Origin of the sequence: Sphingopyxis sp. PAMC25046 (assembly GCF_004795895.1) — a bacterium.
Classification (GTDB): Bacteria; Pseudomonadota; Alphaproteobacteria; order Sphingomonadales; family Sphingomonadaceae; genus Sphingopyxis.
Window position 1 is genome coordinate 2575304 of sequence record NZ_CP039250.1, and the last position, 19020, is coordinate 2594323.

General features: G+C 64.9%; 15 protein-coding genes and 3 tRNA genes. 11 read left to right on the top strand and 7 right to left on the bottom strand.

Going from position 1 to position 19020, the window contains the following annotated elements; genetic code table 11:
- Window positions 1-180: 180 nt before the first annotated feature.
- From E5675_RS12085 to E5675_RS12100, 4 genes are all read left to right on the top strand, one after another.
- Window positions 181-1125 (top strand): hypothetical protein, encoded by a 945-nt coding sequence (locus E5675_RS12085; RefSeq protein ID WP_247594594.1) that lies wholly within the window; start codon window positions 181-183, stop codon window positions 1123-1125.
- 11 nt (window positions 1126-1136) lie between these two features.
- Entirely contained in the window at window positions 1137-1601 is a 465-nt protein-coding gene (locus E5675_RS12090) for a hypothetical protein (RefSeq protein ID WP_247594595.1), read from the top strand.
- 73 nt (window positions 1602-1674) lie between these two features.
- Entirely contained in the window at window positions 1675-2739 is a 1065-nt protein-coding gene (locus tag E5675_RS12095) for a DUF11 domain-containing protein (RefSeq protein WP_136174736.1), read from the top strand.
- 67 nt (window positions 2740-2806) lie between these two features.
- Window positions 2807-7903: a DUF11 domain-containing protein gene (locus tag E5675_RS12100; RefSeq protein WP_136174737.1), complete on the top strand. Its 5097-nt coding sequence runs from the start codon at window positions 2807-2809 to the stop codon at window positions 7901-7903.
- A gap of 113 nt (window positions 7904-8016) precedes the next feature.
- Here the strand turns inward: E5675_RS12100 and E5675_RS12105 are convergent, their stop codons facing one another.
- The 4 genes from E5675_RS12105 to thyA all read right to left on the bottom strand — a co-directional run bounded on the left by E5675_RS12105 (window position 8017) and on the right by thyA (window position 12645).
- Window positions 8017-9294 carry a dihydrolipoamide acetyltransferase family protein gene (locus E5675_RS12105; protein WP_136174738.1) on the bottom strand — a complete coding sequence of 426 codons (1278 nt, stop codon included), beginning with the start codon at window positions 9292-9294 and terminating at the stop codon, window positions 8017-8019.
- 4 nt (window positions 9295-9298) lie between these two features.
- On the bottom strand, window positions 9299-10303 hold the full coding sequence (locus E5675_RS12110) for an alpha-ketoacid dehydrogenase subunit beta (protein ID WP_136176455.1): 1005 nt from the start codon (window positions 10301-10303) through the stop codon (window positions 9299-9301).
- A gap of 17 nt (window positions 10304-10320) precedes the next feature.
- Window positions 10321-11616, bottom strand: a complete 1296-nt coding sequence (locus tag E5675_RS12115; protein ID WP_136174739.1) for a thiamine pyrophosphate-dependent enzyme — start codon at window positions 11614-11616, stop codon at window positions 10321-10323.
- Window positions 11617-11709: 93 nt separating this feature from the next.
- The gene (thyA, locus tag E5675_RS12120) at window positions 11710-12645 is read right to left on the bottom strand and encodes a thymidylate synthase (RefSeq protein WP_247594596.1); all 936 of its coding nucleotides are present in this window, start codon (window positions 12643-12645) and stop codon (window positions 11710-11712) included.
- 142 nt (window positions 12646-12787) lie between these two features.
- Between thyA and E5675_RS12125 the strand changes: the two genes are divergently transcribed.
- Both E5675_RS12125 and E5675_RS12130 read left to right on the top strand, forming a co-directional pair.
- On the top strand, window positions 12788-13216 hold the full coding sequence (locus E5675_RS12125) for a JAB domain-containing protein (RefSeq protein ID WP_210727521.1): 429 nt from the start codon (window positions 12788-12790) through the stop codon (window positions 13214-13216).
- A 107-nt stretch (window positions 13217-13323) separates the two neighbouring features.
- Window positions 13324-13400 (top strand) — tRNA-Pro (locus E5675_RS12130).
- Window positions 13401-13582: 182 nt separating this feature from the next.
- On the opposite strand, the gene E5675_RS12135 is transcribed toward E5675_RS12130, so the two are convergent.
- Window positions 13583-14407 carry an N-formylglutamate amidohydrolase gene (locus E5675_RS12135; RefSeq protein WP_247594597.1) on the bottom strand — a complete coding sequence of 275 codons (825 nt, stop codon included), beginning with the start codon at window positions 14405-14407 and terminating at the stop codon, window positions 13583-13585.
- 191 nt (window positions 14408-14598) lie between these two features.
- On the opposite strand from E5675_RS12135, the gene E5675_RS12140 reads away from it, so the two are divergent.
- Both E5675_RS12140 and E5675_RS12145 read left to right on the top strand, forming a co-directional pair.
- A complete protein-coding gene (locus E5675_RS12140; protein WP_136174742.1) occupies window positions 14599-14976 on the top strand; it encodes a response regulator in 378 nt (125 codons plus the stop codon).
- 71 nt (window positions 14977-15047) lie between these two features.
- Window positions 15048-15122, top strand: a tRNA-Val gene (locus E5675_RS12145).
- Window positions 15123-15176: 54 nt separating this feature from the next.
- Here the strand turns inward: E5675_RS12145 and E5675_RS12150 are convergent.
- Window positions 15177-15968, bottom strand: a complete 792-nt coding sequence (locus E5675_RS12150) for an SDR family oxidoreductase (protein ID WP_136174743.1) — start codon at window positions 15966-15968, stop codon at window positions 15177-15179.
- A gap of 104 nt (window positions 15969-16072) precedes the next feature.
- On the opposite strand from E5675_RS12150, the gene E5675_RS12155 reads away from it, so the two are divergent.
- A complete protein-coding gene (locus E5675_RS12155; RefSeq protein ID WP_136174744.1) occupies window positions 16073-16942 on the top strand; it encodes an alpha/beta hydrolase in 870 nt (289 codons plus the stop codon).
- Between the two features lie 46 nt (window positions 16943-16988).
- Window positions 16989-17714 (top strand): energy transducer TonB, encoded by a 726-nt coding sequence (locus tag E5675_RS12160; RefSeq protein ID WP_136174745.1) that lies wholly within the window; start codon window positions 16989-16991, stop codon window positions 17712-17714.
- 81 nt (window positions 17715-17795) lie between these two features.
- Here the strand turns inward: E5675_RS12160 and E5675_RS12165 are convergent.
- Window positions 17796-17888: transfer RNA gene (locus E5675_RS12165), tRNA-Ser, on the bottom strand.
- A 243-nt stretch (window positions 17889-18131) separates the two neighbouring features.
- Here E5675_RS12165 and E5675_RS12170 point away from each other — a divergent pair.
- Window positions 18132-18911, top strand: a complete 780-nt coding sequence (locus E5675_RS12170) for a DUF1134 domain-containing protein (RefSeq protein WP_136174746.1) — start codon at window positions 18132-18134, stop codon at window positions 18909-18911.
- Window positions 18912-19020: the final 109 nt, after the last annotated feature.

The following is a 19020-nucleotide window of genomic DNA, read 5'->3' on the forward strand; positions in this document are numbered from 1 at the left end:
GCCAAGGACCGCGCCTGTCCCTATTTGGAGCAAAACGCGCTCTTCTACCTGCATTTTAACCAGAAATTACCCTTTATCGACGACTTATGGCTCCAAGGACCAACCTGTTTCGGAGTCAAAGTGATGATGATAGCGCCTGTGGGGGGCGCGAAGCATCGGCTTCTTCCCTCTTGTTCAGCCATGGCTCTGCTCGCCGCGTTCGCGCTGCCGATGCAGGCCGAAGCCGCCGGCACACGCGCCGGCTCCACCATCAGCAACACCGCAACCGCGAGCTTCGACGCCGGCGGCGGCCCGACGACGATCGATTCGAACCGCGTCGATCTGCTCGTCGACGAACTACTCGATGTCACCGTCGCTTCGAGCAACCCCGGCGACGTCCCGACGACGCCCGGCGCCACGGGGCAAGTGCTGACCTTCTCGGTCACGAACAACGGCAATGGTGTCGAGGCCTTTGGTCTGACGACGATAGCCAACGCCGGCGGCGACGATTACGACCCCGTTGTCACCCAAATCTATATCGACAATGGCGACGGCCTCTTCGACGCGGGCACCGACACGCTCTATACGGCGGGGGCGAACGATCCGACGCTCGATCCCGATCAGAGCGTAACCGTCTTCGTCCTGGTGACGACGCCGGGCTCGGTCGCCGACGGCAATCGCGGCATCGTCAGCCTCGTCGCCGCCGCGAAGACGGGTACTGGCGATCCCGGCGACAGCTTTGCGGGGCAAGGCGAAGGCGGTGGCGATGCCGTCGTCGGCACGACCGGCGCCGACGGCGAGGACGCCGGCGCCTTCCTCGTTTCGGCCGCGACCGTCACGCTCGTCAAGTCGGCGGTCGTGACCAACGCGCTCGGCACCGCCGATCCCGTCCCGGGTGCGACGATTACCTACACGATCGTCGCCACCGTCGCCGGCAGTGGCTCGGTAAACGGCCTCGCGATCACCGACGATATTCCGGCGGACACCAGCTATGTCCCGGGTTCGATCACGCTCGGCGGCGGCCCGCTCTCCGACGCGGCCGACGCCGACGCCGGCGATTTCAACGGCACACGGATCAACGTCGCGCTCGGCACCGTTGCCGGCGGCCAGACACGCACCGTCACCTTCCGCACCACGATCGATTGATGGAGATGCCCATGCGCACCGGCTTTTTCCTTTTGCTCGCCGCGCTGATGCCCGGTCCGGCGCTCGCCGCGAACGAGGTGGCGCTCGACAATGAGGTGTTCGTCGAACGCGTTTCGACCGACGCCGAGGGCAAACAACGCATATTGCTCGAAGAACCGAAGGTCGTCGTTCCCGGCGACCGCCTCGTCTTCGTGCTCAACTATCGCAACGCCGGCGCGCAGCCGGCCGACAGGTTCGTCGTCACCAACCCGATGCCCTCGGCGGTCAGCTTCGCGGACGCCGGTGACACACGGCCCTTCGTTTCGGTCGATGGCGGCAAGCAGTGGGGACTGCTTTCCGAACTCAGCGTTCCGATGACGGACGGCACACGCCGCGCCGCGCAGCCCGCCGATGTGACGCATATTCGCTGGGCTTTCCAGGCCCCGATCCCGGTCGGCGGCACGGGCAAGCTCATGTTTCGGGGGGTTGTCAAATAGCGACGTGAAATAACCGCTTAACGGTCGCCAGCGGTGGGGAAACGGCGACCACATAAAGCCCAGGAGCTCAGCTATGACCAGCAAGCTGACTTATATGGGTGCCATCGGTCTGGCGGCGCTTTCAAGCGTCGCCGCCGCGCCGGCCTTTGCCGCCGGCACGACCGCGGGCACCACGATCACCAATACCGCCACCGTCGACTATCAGGTCGGTGGCGTCGCGCAGGGCCAGCAGTCGGCATCCAACAACTTCACTGTCGACCGCAAGATCAACCTGCTTGTCGAAGAAGTCGGGAACGTCACGACCAACGTCGTCCCCGGCCAGACCAATGCGGTGACGACCTTTCAGCTCACCAACAGCTCGAACGAGACGCTCGACTTTGCGCTGGTCGCCTCGCAGCTCGCGGGCGGCACGGCGGCGCATGGCGGCGCCGACAGTTTCGATGTCACCAACCTCCGGATTTACCGCGACAATACGGTGACGGGCACCGTCGGCAGTTGGGATGTGGGCGACACGCTCCTCACCGGCTTTGTCGACGAACTTGTCGTCGATACCGCAATCCGCCTGTTCGTCGTCGCCGACGTTCCGGGGGCGCTCGCCAACAATGGCGTCGCGGGCGTCACACTGCGCGCCACGGCACGCGAGGGTGGCACCTCGGGTAGCCAGGGTGCGGCGATCATCGAAACCACGGGCGCCAACACCGCAGGCAAGGATACGGTGTTCGCCGATACTGCGGGCGTAGCCGGCGATGCGGCGCGCGACGGTTCGCACAGCGACAATGACGACTATACGGTCCAGACCGCGACGCTCGCGGTCACCAAGACCAGCCGCGTCATTTCCGATCCGTTCAACAACACGACGAACCCGAAGCTGATTCCCGGCGCGGTCGTGGAATATTGCATCGCGGTCGCCAACAGCGGCAGCGCCGCCGCGACCTCGGTGGTCATCAACGACGCCGTTCCGGGGCAGCTGACGTTCAACACGGGCACAATCCTGCTCAATGGAACCGTAACCGGCGCGACCTGCAATACCGACGGCGCCGCCGGCGGCAGCTATGCCGCGCCGAACGTGTCGGGCACGATCGCCACGATCGCGGCCGGCGCCACGCGCACGCTCGTTTTCCGCGCGACGGTCAACTGACCGGGTAACGGACGGGACAGCGAAGGTTCGGGCACCAGCCGGGCCCGCTGTCCCTTTCGGGGCTTGCATGGCGATTCGAACGACATTTTCGGGCCTTGTGTCCGCGCTGATCGCGGCAGCGCTGCTGCCTGCGACGCCGCCAGCGCGCGCGCAGGTGATCACGAACACTGCGTCAGCGCACTGGACGCAGGAAGGACAGCGCGGCGAGGCGCTGTCGAACCGTGTCGACGTAACGGTGACGCCGCCCCCGCCGCCAGCGATCGCGACCTATCGCCTCACCAATGGCAGCGGCGAGACGCGGGTCTCGCTCGCGCCAACCCAGTGCAACCGCCCGGGTGCGCGGACAGCGACGCTCAGTGCACCGGCAACGGTCAATCTCGGCGGCGTATATGGGGGCATATCGACCGCCCCTGCATCGCTCCAGGGCACCGACAGTTTCCGCGCCGGCGAAGTGCTGGTGATCGGCGTCACGCTTGCATCGGCGAACAGCGATCCGCAGCGACGCGACAACCTGCCCGTCGTGCTCGAACTCGAAAACGGCGACCGCGAAGCGATCGTCCTCACCGAGACCGCGAACAACAGTGGTGTGTTCACCGGCTTCATCAACACGATCGGCGTCCCTCCGGCGGTGGTCGAGGGTGATTGTCGTCTGTCGGTCAACCCCGGTGCCGCGCTGAGCCTGCGCGTCACCGACCAGGCCAGTTCGAACCTTGTTGCGCTCGCGACGATCAACTTCCTCGTCGATCCGTTCGGCATCGTTTTCGACAGCGGCGACGGCGCCCCCGTCCCCGGCAGCCGCGTCACGATCGTCGACACGGCGACGGGCCAGCCCGCGCAGGTGTTCGGCGACGATGGCGTCTCCGCCTATCCGTCGAGCGTCGTCACCGGACAGCGCGTCACTGATTCGGGCGGCACCGTCTATAATTTTCCGCCGGGCGACTATCGCTTTCCTTTTGTCGCGCCCGGCAGCTACCGCCTCATCGTCGAACCGCCATCGCCGTTCACCGCGCCTTCGAAGTCGAGCGCCGCCGATCTGGAGAGCTTGCGACGCCCCGATGACGGCCAGCCGTTCGAGATCACGCGCGCGAGCTACGGCGATATCTTCACGCTGAGCAGCCCCGCTCCCGTGCGCGTCGACATTCCAGTCGATCAGCCGGGGGGGCCGCTGGTTCTGCGCAAAACGACATCGACGCAGGTCGCCGTGCCCGGCGACGTGATTCAGTATCGCATCGAGGTCGCGAACCGCGACGCGCGGCGCGGCACCGGCACTGTGACGGTACAAGACTTGCTGCCCGCCGGGATGCGCCTTCGCGCCGATACGGTACGGATCGACGGCGTCCGCGCCGACGCCCTGGTCCAGCCGAATGGCCGCGAGTTCGCGGTCACCCTCCCCGGTATCGCCGCGTCGCGATCGCTGCTTCTCACCTATCTCGCCGAGGTCATCGTGTCGGCGCAGCCGGGCAACGCGCTCAACCGCGCGAGCGCGACCGACAATCGTGGGACGCGGAGCAATATCGCCGAAGCAACGATTGCGATCAAACGCGACCAGCTCGGCGATCGCATGACGATCATCGGCCGGATCACCGATGGTGGCTGCAGCGTCGATCCGGGGAAGGCCGACGGCATCATGGGCGTTCGCGTGATGCTGCAGGACGGCAGCTACACCGTCACCGACGAGGAAGGCCGCTATCATTTCGAGGGCGTGCGCCCCGGTCTGCACGTCGTACAGATCGACCCGTCGACGCTTCGGCTCGACCGCGATGCGATCGACTGCGCGCGCTCGACGCAGAGCGCCGGCAGCGCAATCTCGCGCTTTGTCGAAGGCCGCGGCGGCGCGCTGAAGCGCGCCGACTTCCGCGCCGTCGCGAGCCCGCCGCGCGCCGCGCCGATCACGGCGACCATCGAAGCACCCAAGGTACTGAGCGATCCCGAAGCCGCTGGTGCCGGCCGCGACTGGCCCGCCGGTCAAGCGCCGGGCATCGGCTGGCTCTTCCCGGACGCCGATCACAACCCGCGCGCGAAGGCGATCCGTGCTGCGATCAAGCACGCCCCCGGCCAGAAAGTGTCGCTCCGCGTCAACGGCAAGCCCGCAGACGCGCTGACATTCGAGGGCGTGAGCAAGTCGGCCGACGGAAGCGTCGCGGTCAGTCTGTGGCGCGGGCTCGAAATCCGCGAGGGCGAAAACCGTCTTGTTGCCGAAGTGGCGGACGCGAACGGCGTCACTGTCCAAACGCTCGAACGCAGCGTCCACTATTCGATCACCCCGATGCGTGCATCGCTGATCCGCGAAAAGTCGGTGCTCGTCGCCGATGGCGTCACCCGCCCGGTGATCGCGGTGCACCTGACCGACCGGGACGGCAAACCGGTTCGCGCCGGCCTGACGGGCGACTTCGCCGTCCCCACCCCCTATTATCCCGCGGTCGAAGCCGACGCGCAGCAGGCACGCCAGCTCGCCGGGCTCGAACGCGCACGGCCGGTGTGGAAGATCGATGGCGACGACGGCATGGCCTATATCGAACTCGAACCGACGACCGCGTCGGGTACGCTGACGATCGATTTCGCCTTCCGCGACGACAAGGTGACGCGCAAGCAGACGATCGAAACCTGGCTCGATCCCGGCGATCGTCCGTGGACCGTCGTCGGCTTTGCCGCCGGCACGCTCGGCTACAACACGCTCGACGACCGCATGGAGCCCGTCGCCGAGACGACGGGCGACTTCAACGGCGACGCCCGCCTTGCGCTCTATGCCAAGGGTCGGGTGCGCGGCAAATGGCTGATGACGCTCGCCTATGACGGCGACAAGGACAAGGACGACGCGCGTTTCGGGGGCGTGATCGACCCGCGCGCCTATTATACCATCTACGCCGACCGCAACGAAACGCGTTATGACGCCGCGTCGGTGCGCAAGCTCTACCTGCGCCTCGAACGCCCGCAATTCTACGCGATGTTCGGCGATATCGAGACCGGCATCGCTGAGCCCGAACTCGCGCGTTACCAACGCGCGCTGAACGGCGGCAAGGCCGAGTATCGCGGCCGCAACCTCGCCGCGACCGCCTTCGTCGCCGACACGCCCTATCGCTTTCGCCGCGACGAGATCCAGGGCAACGGCCTGACCGGCCCGTACCAGCTCGGCGCGAGGGATATTTTGCCCAACAGCGAGCGGATCGTCATCGAAACGCGCGACCGGCTGCACAGCGAACGCATCGTCGATAGCCTCAGCCTGTCGCGCCATGTCGACTACGACATCGACTATCTGGCGGGCACGATCCGTTTCCGCGAACCCGTGCTCAGCCGATCATCGAACCTCGATCCGCAATTCATTGTCGCCGAATATGAGGTCGACGGCGTTGGCCAGCGCGTGCTCAACGCCGGCGGCCGGATGAGCTATCAGTCGAACGACGAGAAATTGCGCGTCGGTGCGACCTTCATCCACGACGAGGATGGTAACGCCAAAACCAGCCTCGGCGGCGTCGATGCACGCTATCGCCCGACGATCGAAACCGAGGTCCGCGCCGAACTCGCGGTCAGCGATGCCAAGGCCGTGAACGGCGGTGCAATCGCCGCCGGCACCGCAAAGGCGTGGCTGATCGAAGCCGAGCATCACAGCAGCAACGCCGACTTCCTCGCCTATATTCGCGAACGCGAAGCGGGATTCGGCACGGGCCAGCTCAACCGCGGCGAGAATGGCACGCGCAAATTCGGCTTCGACGCACGCCTGAAAGCCAGTCGCAACCTCTCGGTCACCGGCAGCGCGTGGCAGGAAGATTATCTCGAAACCAGCGCGCGACGCCGCGCCGCGCGCGCGCTCGCCGAATATGACAATGGTACCAGCGTCATGCGTGCCGGGCTGACCCACGCCGACGACCGCTTGACCGATGGCACGCGCAACCGGTCGAACATCGTCCAGCTCGGCGCGACGCAGCGGATCTTTGCCAAACGGCTCGAGTTCGATGCGCAGACCGAGTTCGCTTTGGGCGGTAAGGATGCGAGCGTGGACTTCCCCACCCGTCATCGCCTCGGCGCACGTTTTGCGGTGACCCGCGACGTCAATCTCGTCGGCAGTTACGAGATCGCCGACGGTGACACGATCAAGGCGCGCACGGCGCGGCTCGGTTTCGACTTGACGCCCTGGTCAGGCGCGCGCCTGCTTGCGGCCGCGAACCAACAGGAAATCGGCGAATATGGCCCGCGCAGCTTCGCCGCCTACGGTCTGTCGCAGTCGCTGAAGCTCGGCGAACGCTGGTCGGTCGATGTGTCGGTCGACGGCAACCGGACCATCGGTGGCGTCCGCGCGAAGGACGTTCTCAATCTCGATCATCCGGTCGCATCGGGCGGCTTCCTCGGCGGTAACGGCGCGCTGACCGAGGATTTCGTCGCGATCAGCACCGGCGCGACCTATCGCGCCGACCGCTGGACGCTGACGAGCCGCGCCGAATATCGCGACGGAGAAATCGCCAACCGCTACGGGCTGACGCTCGGCGGGCTCCGCCAGCTGGGCGAAGGCCGCGCGCTTGGTGCCCTTTTCACCTACGCCAAGGCGAGCGGCAGCGGCGCGACGCCAACGACCGAGGTCATCAACTTCGAATTGAGCTGGGCCCACCGCCCCGCTGATTCACGCGTGTCGTGGCTCAACAAGAGCGAGTTCCGGTCGGACAAGGTGCGCGATGCGATCGCCGGCCAGCCCGGTCCGATCGGTGGCGGCGGGCTGACGATCGATGGTGACGCGACGAGCCGCCGCTTGCTCAACAGCCTGTCGCTGAACTGGACCCCGCTCGGCGAGCGCGGTGAGGACAGCATGTGGTATGAACGCGCCGAATTCGGCCTCTTCTGGGGCACGCGCTATAACTTCGACCGCTTCGGCGACGACGACGTCAAGGGCTGGTCGAACCTGATCGGCGCCGACTTCCGCTTCAACCTTGACGACCATGTCGACGTCGGTGCCTCCGGTACCGTGCGCGTCGGCACCGATGCCGATACCGTCAGCTGGGCCGGCGGCCCGACGGTGACGCTGGCGCCGATGAAGAATGCCAACATCACCTTCGGCTACAATTTCGCCGGTTTCCATGACCGCGACTTCGAAGACGCGCGCTTCGCCCGCTCGGGGGCCTATGTGACCTTCAAGCTGAAGTTCGACCAGACAAGTTTCGCGGGGTTGGGACTGTAAATCGACGCTGCCCCCTCCCCCTTCGTCACCCCGGACTTGATCCGGGGTCCCGCTGATCGACGTCACATAGCGGGATGCCGGATCAAGTCCGGCATGACGAAAATGGGAAAGGCTTAGTCCGCGAACAGCAGGACCGGCGTCTCAATCAGCTTCTTTAGCGCCTGAACATAGCTTGCAGCATCCCAGCCATCGACCACGCGGTGATCGCAGCTGATCGACAGATTCATAAGCTTCGCGCGGCGAATATCGTCGCCGTCGAAGACCGGGCGCTCGACGATTTTGTTCGGACCGATGATCGCGACCTCCGGCCGGTTGATAACCGGCGTCGTTGCGATCCCGCCGAGCGGGCCGAGCGACGTGACGGTCAGCGTGCCGCCGGTCATTTCCTCGACCTTCGCCTTGCCGGTCCGCGCGGCTTCGGCAAGGCGCGTGATCTCGCTCGCAAGCTGCCAGACATTCTTGTCCTGCGCATCACGGATCACCGGAACCATCAGCCCCGCGTCGGTCTGCGTCGCCATGCCCAGATGGACAGCGCCGTGACGCGTCACGACGCCGCCCTCGTCGTCGTAGCGCGCGTTGATCATCGGAAATTGCGGGATGGTGCGGCAGATCGCGACAATCAGGAAAGGCAGCATTGTCAGTTTCGGGCGGCCGCCGCGGTTCGCGTTGAGGTCGGCACGCATATCCTCGAGCGCGGTGACGTCCATTTCCTCGACATAGGTGAAATGCGGGATAGCGCGCTTCGACGCCGCCATATTTTCGGCGATCTTGCGGCGCATGCCGATGACCTTGATCGGCTCGTCGGCGCGGGCGCGGCTGGCGCCGGACGCATGATAGCCCTGCCCGCCGCTGTAGCGGAGGAAGGCGTCGAGGTCGGCATGGCGGATACGATCGCCTTCGGCCTGCACTTGGCCCAGATCGACGCCGAGATCCTTGGCGCGGGCGCGGACAGCGGGCGATGCAAGGACCTGGCGGTCGTTCGCCGGAGCAGCCACCGGAGCGGGTGCAGGAGCCGGCGCAGGCTCAGGCTCAGGCGTGGCGACGGGCGCGGGTGCAGCAATCTCGGCCACGGAGATTTCCTCGGCGCCCGGCGTCTCCGCAACAATCTCTTCCTCGACCGGTGTATCGGCGGGCGGTGCCTCGACCTCGCCGTCGGTTTCGATCACCGCGAGCGTCGAGCCGATCGGGATCAGGTCGCCGACCTCGCCCGCCAGTTCGACGACGACTCCCGACACGGGCGATTCCATTTCGACCGTCGCTTTGTCGGTCATCATGTCGGCAAGCTGCGCGTCTTCCTCGACGCGCTCGCCGATCTTGACGTGCCAGGCGACGATTTCGGCCTCGGCAATGCCTTCGCCGATGTCGGGCAGACGGAATGAATAGCGGGCCATGGCGTCAGTCCTTCAAAATCTTGGTCAGCGCGGTCGCGATGCGCACCGGGCCGGGAAAATAGGCCCATTCGAGGCTATGCGGATACGGCGTGTCGAAGCCGGTAACGCGTTCGACCGGCGCTTCGAGATGATAGAAGCAGCGCTCCTGTACCAGCGCCGCCAGTTCGGCCCCGAAGCCCGATGTGCGCGTCGCTTCGTGAATGATCAGGCAGCGCCCGGTCTTTTTGACCGACGCCTCGATCGCCTCGATATCGAGCGGCAGCAAGGTGCGCAGGTCGAGGATCTCGGCGTCGATGCCCATTTCCTCGACGATCGTCTTGGTCACGTGCACCATCGTACCGTAAGCGAGGATCGTCAGCGCTTCGCCCTCGCGTACCGTCGCCGCCTTGCCGAGTTCGATGCGGTAATAGCCTTCGGGCACTGCGCTCGCGTCATGCTTGGACCAAGGCTCGACCGGGCGGTCGTAATAGCCGCTGAACGGACCGTTATAGATGCGCTTGGGTTCGAGGAAGACGACGGGATCGTTATCCTCGATCGCCGCGATCAGCAGGCCTTTCGCGTCATAGGGATTGGACGGGATCACCGTCTTCACACCGCAGATGTGCGTCATGATGCTTTCGGGCGACTGGCTGTGTGTCTGACCACCGAAGATGCCGCCGCCGAAGGGAGTGCGCACGGTCATCGGACAGATGAAATCGTTCGCCGAGCGGTAGCGCAGCCGTGCCGCCTCGCTGACGAGTTGGTCGAGCCCCGGGTAGATATAATCGGCGAACTGGATCTCGGGGACCGGGCGGAGGCCATAGGCTCCCATCCCGACCGCAACGCCGATGATCCCGCATTCGTTGATCGGCGTGTCGAAAACGCGCGTCTTGCCGTGCTTTTTCTGCAGGCCTGCGGTGGCGCGAAACACGCCGCCGAAAAAGCCGACATCCTCGCCCATCACGACGGTCGTGGAGTCGCGTTCGAGCATGACGTCCATGGCGCTGTTGATCGCCTCGATCATATTCATGGTCTTGGTATCGGCCATCACTCGGGTTTCCAATCGGGGCCGAACTTGGCCTCTTGCTCGGCGAGCATCTGCGCGCATTGTTCCTTGAGGTGCCAAGGCATTTCCTCGAACACATCCTCGAACATCGTCTCGAACGGCTGGTGCATGCCGTGGCCCAAAATGCCGAGCTTTTCGGATTGCTTCTGGGTCGTCTTGACCAGTTCGTCGAGTTCCTTCGCCTGCGCTTCGTGGCGCTCGGCGTCCCATTCGTCGATGATCTCGAGGTGCTGGCGGAGCCGCGCAATCGGGTCGCCGAGCGGCCAGGCAGTCGCTTCGTCGGCGGCGCGATAGGCGCTCGGGTCGTCCGAGGTGCTGTGCCCCTCGCTGCGATAGGTGAAATGCTCGATCAGCGTCGGACCGTTGTTGGTGCGCGCCCGGTCCGCCGCCCATTGCGTCGCGGCATAGACCGCGAGCGGATCGTTGCCGTCGACGCGCAGTCCGGCGATGCCATATCCGACCGCGCGCGCCGCAAAGGTCGTGCGCTCGCCACCGGCAAAGCCGGAAAAGCTCGAAATCGCCCACTGGTTGTTCACGACATTGAAGATGACAGGCGCGTTATAGACGGTCGCGAACGTCAGCGCCGAGTGGAAGTCGCCTTCGGCCGACGAGCCCTCGCCGCACCAGACGGTCGCGATGCGGCTGTCGCCCTTCGACGCCGACGCCATCGCCCAGCCCACTGCTTGCGGATATTGGGTCGCGAGATTGCCCGACACGCTGAAGAAGCCATGTTCGGGCGCCGAATACATGATCGGAAGTTGTCGACCGAGCAGATGGTCGCCGCGGTTCGAATAGATCTGGTTCATCATCTGAATCAGCGGATAGTCGCGCGTGATCAGGATGCCCTGCTGGCGATAGCTGGGGAAAACCATGTCCGTCCGGTCGATCGCCATCGTCGAGGCGACCGAGGTCGCTTCCTCGCCCGTACACTTCATATAGAAGCTGGTCTTGCCCTGCCGCTGCGCGCGGAACATCCGGTCGTCGAACGCCCGCGTCAGCATCATGTTTCGCAGCATCGAACGGAGCCGCTCGGGCGAAAGCCTGGGATCCCACTGCCCCTTCGCCCGCCCGTCGAAGTCGAGCACGCGTACGAGGCCATAGCACAGGTCGCGCATCGCGTCGGGTTTGGTCGCTTCACCGGGGCGCAGGGTCGCTTCGACGGCGGGAACCTCGATATCGCCGAAATCCGGCGTGTCGCCGGGACGATAGCGCGGTTCCGGGATATGAAGCGACAGCGGCGGCAGATTGCTCGCCGGACGCTGAGGCGTCTCAGGCATATCTTCTTCCCTTCGGGCGCGAATCGTGCGCCTAGTTATATTTCAACGTTACGACATATTATTACGGTCGTCGTATGAATGCAACGCTGGCCATCAGACCGCCACGGGCGCGGAAATATGCGCTTGCGGCGCATAGTCCTCGACCGCGAAATCCTCGAATCTATAGTCGAATATGCTTGAAGGCCGGCGAAGGATGCGCAGCTTGGGCGCACCGTCGGGAATACGCTGCAACTGCGCTTCGACCAGTTCGGCATGATTGAGATAGAGATGCACGTCACCGCCGCTCCAGACGACTTCATGCGCGGTGAGATCGCACACCTCGGCGATCATCCGCGTCAAGAGCGCCGCTTCGAAGATATTGAATGCAAAGCCGAGGCCGAGATCACACGACCGCTGAAAGAGCAGGCACGACAGCCCGCCGTCGCTGCGGACATGAAACTGATAGGTCATGTGGCACGGCGGCAGCGCCATGCGGCCCAAATCGGCGACATTCCAGCCGGTGAAGATATGCCGGCGCGACCCCGGATTGTTCCGGAGCGAATCGATCAGCGCCGCGATCTGGTTGTGCCCCTGTTCGGCAAGCCGAAAAAGCCCCTCGCCCGCCGACTCATAGCGCGGCCAGTTCACCCATTGGTGCCCATAGACCGGGCCGAGGTCTCCCCATCGCTTCGCAAACGCCTCGTCCGCGACGATCCGCGCTTCGAAATCCTCGGCGCTGATCGCCTCGCCCGTCGCGCGGCGATATTTGTCGAGCGGCCAGTCGGTCCAGATTCGCACGCCCTGCGCCACCAGCGACCGGATATTGGTGTCGCCGGTCAGGAACCACAGCATCTCGCGCAGCGCGGTCTTCCAATAGACGCGTTTGGTGGTCAGCAGCGGAATCGCATCGTCCTTCAGCGAGAATCGCATCGTCTCGCCGAACAGGGAGCGCGTGCCGACGCCGGTGCGATCGACGCGCTCGTCGCCTTCGACCCAGATGCGGCGCATCAGGTCGAGATATTGCAGTTCATAATGGATGGAATCAGACAAGACACGCTCCCGCTTTTGCCCTCTCGTTGCTAGGCCCCGCACCGCACGCGAGCAAGGGAGCAACCCGAAAGCACCTGCGAAGCCTCCGATGCGGGGCAGTCGGCGATTGGGAATCGCGTGCCCCGGGAGCATGCGTCCGGACATGACCCTGTTCGAGCCCATGGGCAAAACGCCGGAGCCCTCCGCCGCAGCCGGATTCGTGCCGTCGCAATCGGAGGATGACGTGGCGCGCTATCTGTTGCGCCCGCTGTTCGACGATCGCCGCGAAACGCTGCTGCTTGCGGGATTCGATGCGTTCGACCGGCTCCTTCGCCTCGAATGCGTCGATGGCGACGCGACGGGCCGCTGCGTGATCCTGCCGCGAAGCTGGCGGGCTTTGCTCGGCGGCGGGGTCAGGGCGGTGGTGATGGCGCACAACCATCCGTCCGGTATCGCCTTGCCCAGCGACGCCGATATTGGCGCGACTCACGATGCCGCGCTTTTTCTGCGGACCTTGGGCATCGACCTGATCGATCATCTGATTTTCGTGGCGGACGGTCATTTCAGCTTTCGAACTGCCGAAATGCTTTAGCTGCGGCAATCCTGTTCAATGTGCCGATTGGCGCTTGAAGTTCACAGATTGCGCGTCTAGAGGACCGCCCTGCCTTCGCGGCGACCCCGGTCGGCGCGCAGATCGGTCGGGGAGTAGCTCAGCCTGGTAGAGCACTGTCTTCGGGAGGCAGGGGCCGGAGGTTCGAATCCTCTCTCCCCGACCAATTTCCTTCATATTGCAGATTCTGCACCGTCTCTTCTTGTAAGTCGGCGAACAAATCCCTAAATTCGAAATACGCCGCCATGGTTTTCCCCCTTTCCATCGCGGCGAGTGTCCCGCCAGCTTTGGCGCGGACGCGTCCTCCCTGGACCCTGGCCACCTCGTACTTCGGTACGAGGTGGTTTTTTATTCGGCAGCTTGAGGAAATATTTCCATATCTGGGGACGCCTGCCCAAGATCGCTGATAAGATCCGCTAACCAACGCGCCAGCCGTCCGACCTGCGCCGTGTCGGGCAGACGCTCTGTCGACAGGTACAGACTGCGGTCGATTTCGATCTGCACGGCGTGGGTCGCGGCAGCCGGTCGGCCGTGGGTGCGGATGATATGGCCGCCCGCATAAGGCTGGTTGCGCACCACGACTTCACCCAGACGCCCAGCCGATGCCACCACCCGATCGACCAGCCATTCGCCGGCACTGTCGCCGAAGCGGTCCCCGACCACGATTCGTGCGCCGTGGCACGGCTGCCCGGCCGGGATTGGAGGCATCGAGTGAAGATCGATCAGTATCGCATGGCCAAAGCGGCCTCGTGCCTCCTCCAAAGCTTGAGCCAGCGCCGCATGATAGGGGCGGTGGAACGATTCGAGTCGCCAGTGCAGCGCCGCGCCGTCGATCGGTCGCTTCCACAACGGTCCGCAATCGAACAGGCGCGTCGGCACCACACCCAGCCCTGCCCGCTCCTTGCGTCCCGGCGCCGAAAATTGCGCACGCAACGGCACCGCGACCTCGCCCGGCGCCATCTGCCCCTCGCCGCGATTGAGGTCGGCGACCGCGCGTGCCCACAGCGCCTGCACGACGGTGGCCCCTGCGTCGGTCGCTCCGGCAGCGAGCAGATCGCACCATCCATCCTCGAGCCGTTCGAGCTGTGATCGCTCGACTCGCGCCGCGACAAGTATCTCGGGCGGATAGATGCGCCCCGCGTGGGGCACCGAAACCACGACAGGCCCGCTCATCCGGGGCCGGTTGACAGCAATGGCGGCAGGCAGGATGCTAGGTGTCGGCATCGCTTACGAGTGGCAAAAAAAGCGCGACGAATCCAGCGGCGCGCGTCAATTTGTTAAATCTCTGACGCTATATCGGACGTGAATTTGGGGCGCCGCCGTGCGGAACCGGCGATGCCGAAAGACCAGGGAACAGATTTCGAATGATACGTATTTTGCTGGCCGAAGACGACGATGTGATGCGCGAGTATCTCGCGCGTGCGCTGACCACCGCCGGCTATCACGTCACGGCGGTTGATCGCGGCACCGCCGCCGTGCCTTATATCGATTCGGGGACCTTCGACTTGCTCCTGTCCGATATCGTCATGCCCGAAATGGACGGGATCGAACTCGCGCAGCACACCGCGAAGGCGGCGCCGCAGACGCAGGTGATGTTCATCACCGGCTTTGCCGCAGTGTCGCTGCGCGCCGAGGAAAATGTGCCGCAGGCCAAGCTCTTGTCGAAACCCTTCCACCTCAAGGATCTGGTACGCGAAGTCGACAATTTGTTCGGCCGGGCGGACCGATCGAACCAACAATAAAGACGTGACCGCGCGCGAAGGGCTTGCCAAGCCGCGCCGAGGCCTTTAGGGGGCGCGTCACCCCAAGGGATGGGCGTGTAGCTCAGTGGTAGAGCACTGTGTTGACATCGCAGGGGTCGCAAGTTCAATCCTTGCCACGCCCACCATTAAAAACGCCGCCACCCCAACGGGTTGGCGGCGTTTTTGCTATTGGCCGCGGCTCACGCCATTCCGCGGGTCAGGTCGCCGCGCGACGCGTCGCCGATCTGGCTGCCGCCGTCGCAATCCAGAATCGTGCCGGTGATATATCCCGCAGCCGGCGAGCAGAGGAACACCGCCGATTCGGCGACCTCTTCGATCTTGCCCCAGCGCTTCATTGCGATCCGGTCATAATGCGCCTGCCGCATTTCGGCGTCGGGCGCGAGCCGCTTCATCCCCTCGGTATCGGCGATCGGCCCCGGCGAGATGCCGTTGACACGCACCTCGGGGCCCCATTCGAGCGCAAGGACGCGAATCAGCTGGTTGATCCCTGCCTTGGCGGCACAGGCGTGCGCTTGCAGCGCCGAGGCGTTGACCGCCTGCCCCGCCGTGATCGCGATCAGCGACGCCCCCGGGCGATTGAGCAGATCGTGACAGCCGCGAAATACGTTGAAGGTGCCGTTGAGGTCGATATCGACGACGGTCCGAAACGCGTTGGCCGACATGCCGAGCGCGGGAGCAAGGAAATTGCCCGCCGCACCCGAAATGACGATGTCCATCGGGCCGAGTTCGCCCGCCACCTGCTCCATCACGCCGCGGATCACGGCATAGTCGCGCACGTCGCCCGACAGGCCAAGAGCGCCGCGGCCGATTTCCGCCGCCGCGCGCGCAGCCTTGTCGGGATCGCGTCCCGCCACAGCAATCTTCGCGCCAAGCTCGGCAAAGCGCTTCGCGATACCAAGATTGATGCCGCTCGTGCCACCTGCGACGAAAGCGGTTTTGCCGGCCAGCAAGCCATCGCGGAATGTCGTCATTTCTCTCTCCCTCCCTTGTTCTTGACCGCGCGACGCCGATCCAGGGGTTGACGGATCGAAACCAGTCGCCTTTTGAAACTGGAACAGACAGCAAGGATGATCCGATGGCAAGCGCCGGCCCCACCTCGAACAGCTTTATCTCGCAGCGGCTGAAGCTTCATTATGTCGACTGGGGCAATCGCGGCGCGCCGCCGCTCCTCCTCGTCCACGGCGGCCGCGACCATTGCCGCAACTGGGACTGGGTCGCCGAAAAGCTCCGCGATCGCTACCATATCATCGCCCCCGACCTTCGTGGGCATGGCGACAGCGCGTGGTCGCCCGACGGCAACTACGACATGGACGGCTTCGTCTATGACCTTGCGCAGCTGATTCATCAACTCGACCTCGGACCGCTCTCTATCGTCGCGCATTCGATGGGAGGGAATATCGCGCTGCGCTATACCGGCCTTTATCCCGAAAATGTCCGCAAGCTGGTCGCGATCGAAGGCCTCGGCCCCTCGCCCAAGGTCATCGCCGAGCGCGCGAAGACCAGCTATGCAGAGCGTTTCCGCAAATGGATCGACGACAAGAGGCAGGCGGCGGGACGCACCCCGCGCCGCTATGCGACGCTCGAGGACGCGCTGGCGCGCATGATGGGCGAAAACAGCTATCTAACCGAAGCGCAGGCGCGCCACCTGACAATCCACGGCATCAGCCGGAACGAGGACGGGACGTGGAGCTGGAAATTCGACAATTACCTCAACGTCTGGCCCGCCTTCGACATGCAACAAGACGACATCGCGTCGCTGTGGGGCGCGATCACCTGCCCCACCCTGCTCCTCTATGGCGCGAACAGTTGGGCCTCGAATCCGGAGAAGGACGGCCGGCTCGCGCATTTCAACACCGCAAAGGTGATCGAGTTCGAAAATGCGGGCCACTGGCTGCACCACGACCAGTTCGACCGGTTCATGTCCACGCTAGACGAATTCCTCTAGACGGATCGCCGGTTGCGCGCCGTGGCGTGCGATAAGAGGCGGCACGATGGCCTATACGGGGCAGATTTCGGGACGGCAGAAGGCCTTGTCGGGCGGCGGCGCGCTGGTTGCCGTCGCGGCGGTCGGACTCGGTCTTGCCAGCGGCCTCGACCTCTCGGTCGTTCGGCGGGCCAGCGAAGCCATCACGGCGATCGCGATTCCCGCTCCCCCGCCGCCGCGCGAACAAGCCGTGCCGACAAAGGCCGCGAGCGAAGAGGCGAGCGGCGAGGCTTCGGCTGCCAACAAGCGGGCCAAGGCGGCCTCGATCGCTGCACCGCCGCCCCAAATTCCCCCGATCGCGACGCCGGTAGCGGCAGCGCCGCGCCCGGGCGCCGGAAATGCCCCCTCGGCGGGCGCCACGCCCGATCCCGGCCCCGGGTCGGGCGCAGGCGGGCGTGGCGACGGGACAGGCGCGGGCGGCGCAGGGAGCGGTACCGGCGGCGGCACCAAGGCCGTGTGGCGGAGCGGGACGATCCACGACCGCGATTATCCGCGCGAAGCAAGCCGGGCGAACGCCGGCGGCGAGGTTGAAGTGCGCTTCACCATCGAAGCGAGCGGGCGCGTCAGCGGGTGCCGCGTTACGCGATCGAGTGGCGACGCGTCGCTCGACCGGACAACCTGCACGCTGATCGAAGAGCGGTTCCGGTTCAAACCCGCGACCAACGCGGCGGGCCAGCCCGTCGCGAGCCCCTATGGCTGGCGGCAGACGTGGTGGCTGGAGCGGCGGCGCTAGGAAACGGACAGCGGCAGGAGGGACCGTCCGGCAGGATGGTGGGCTCGCGTCGATTGATCGGGAAATGGGCAGGAAATGAGGTGGCGGAGACGGAGGGATTCGAACCCTCGGTACCGGATTTACCAGTACGACGGTTTAGCAAACCGTTGGTTTCAGCCACTCACCCACGTCTCCGCATGGTCTGCCGCGCTAACGGCAGTCTGGCCTAGGCGGGTCGCTATAGCCATGCGCTTCGTGCCCCGCAACGCCAAAGATTGTGCTTTTTTGACGTCGCCGCAGCCATTTCGTCGCGCGAACGATTCGATCCGGCGCAAATTCGACTCGGGTCATCGCCCGTTCATTGCCCGGGCGCCAAAGCGAGTCATGATTAACGCAGGTTTCGCCGTAAAAGCGCGGTTCGATTTTTGGGGGTCCACTATGCGGAAGACGTTCACCAGCCTAGCCTTTGCGGCCATGGCATCGCTCGGCCTCGCGCTGACGCCGCTGCCCGCGGCGGCGCAGATGCGCGAGATCGACCCCAGCAACATGGAGATCGATTCCGACCTCGACAATCCCGCCCCGCCGCCGGTGACGAGCACGACGACGGACCCGTCTTACGACAGCGACCTTGCGACCGGCGATCAGCAGACGAGTGAAGTGCCCGTCGATAATAGTGCGGCGGGCACCGGCGCCCCCGCCGACATGACCGCCACCGACGTTTCCGCCGACGCCAGTTCGACCTACAAGAAGGACGATCTGATCGGCGCCGCCGAAGGCATTTTCGGCAAGGGCGCGCAGGGCCTCGCCGGATTGATCGAGGACATCCTCAAGGAACAGGGCGAACCCAACGCCTATATCGTCGGACGCGAGGCGGGCGGCGCGCTCGTGCTCGGCGTACGCTATGGATCGGGAACGCTCCACCACAAGATCGAGGGCGAGCTTCCCGCCTATTGGACCGGGCCGTCGATCGGTTTCGACGCCGGCGCCAATGCCGGCAACACCTTCGTCCTCGTCTATAACCTCTTCGACAGCGAGGACCTCTATAAGCGTTATCCGGCGGGTGAAGGCGCGGCCTATCTGGTCGGTGGCTTCAACGCGAGCTATCTGCGCCGCGGCGACGTCGTGCTCATCCCGATCCGTGTCGGCGTCGGCGCACGACTCGGCGCAAACGTCGGCTATATGAAGTTCCGCAAGAAACAGAATTGGCTGCCATTCTGACGAACAGCCGTTTGCTACGGGGGCGATAGCCCGCGCTTCGGCGCGGGCTTTTTCTTTGCGCGGCAGATCGACCCGGCACTGCATCGGCCATCGTTACCGGACGTTAATA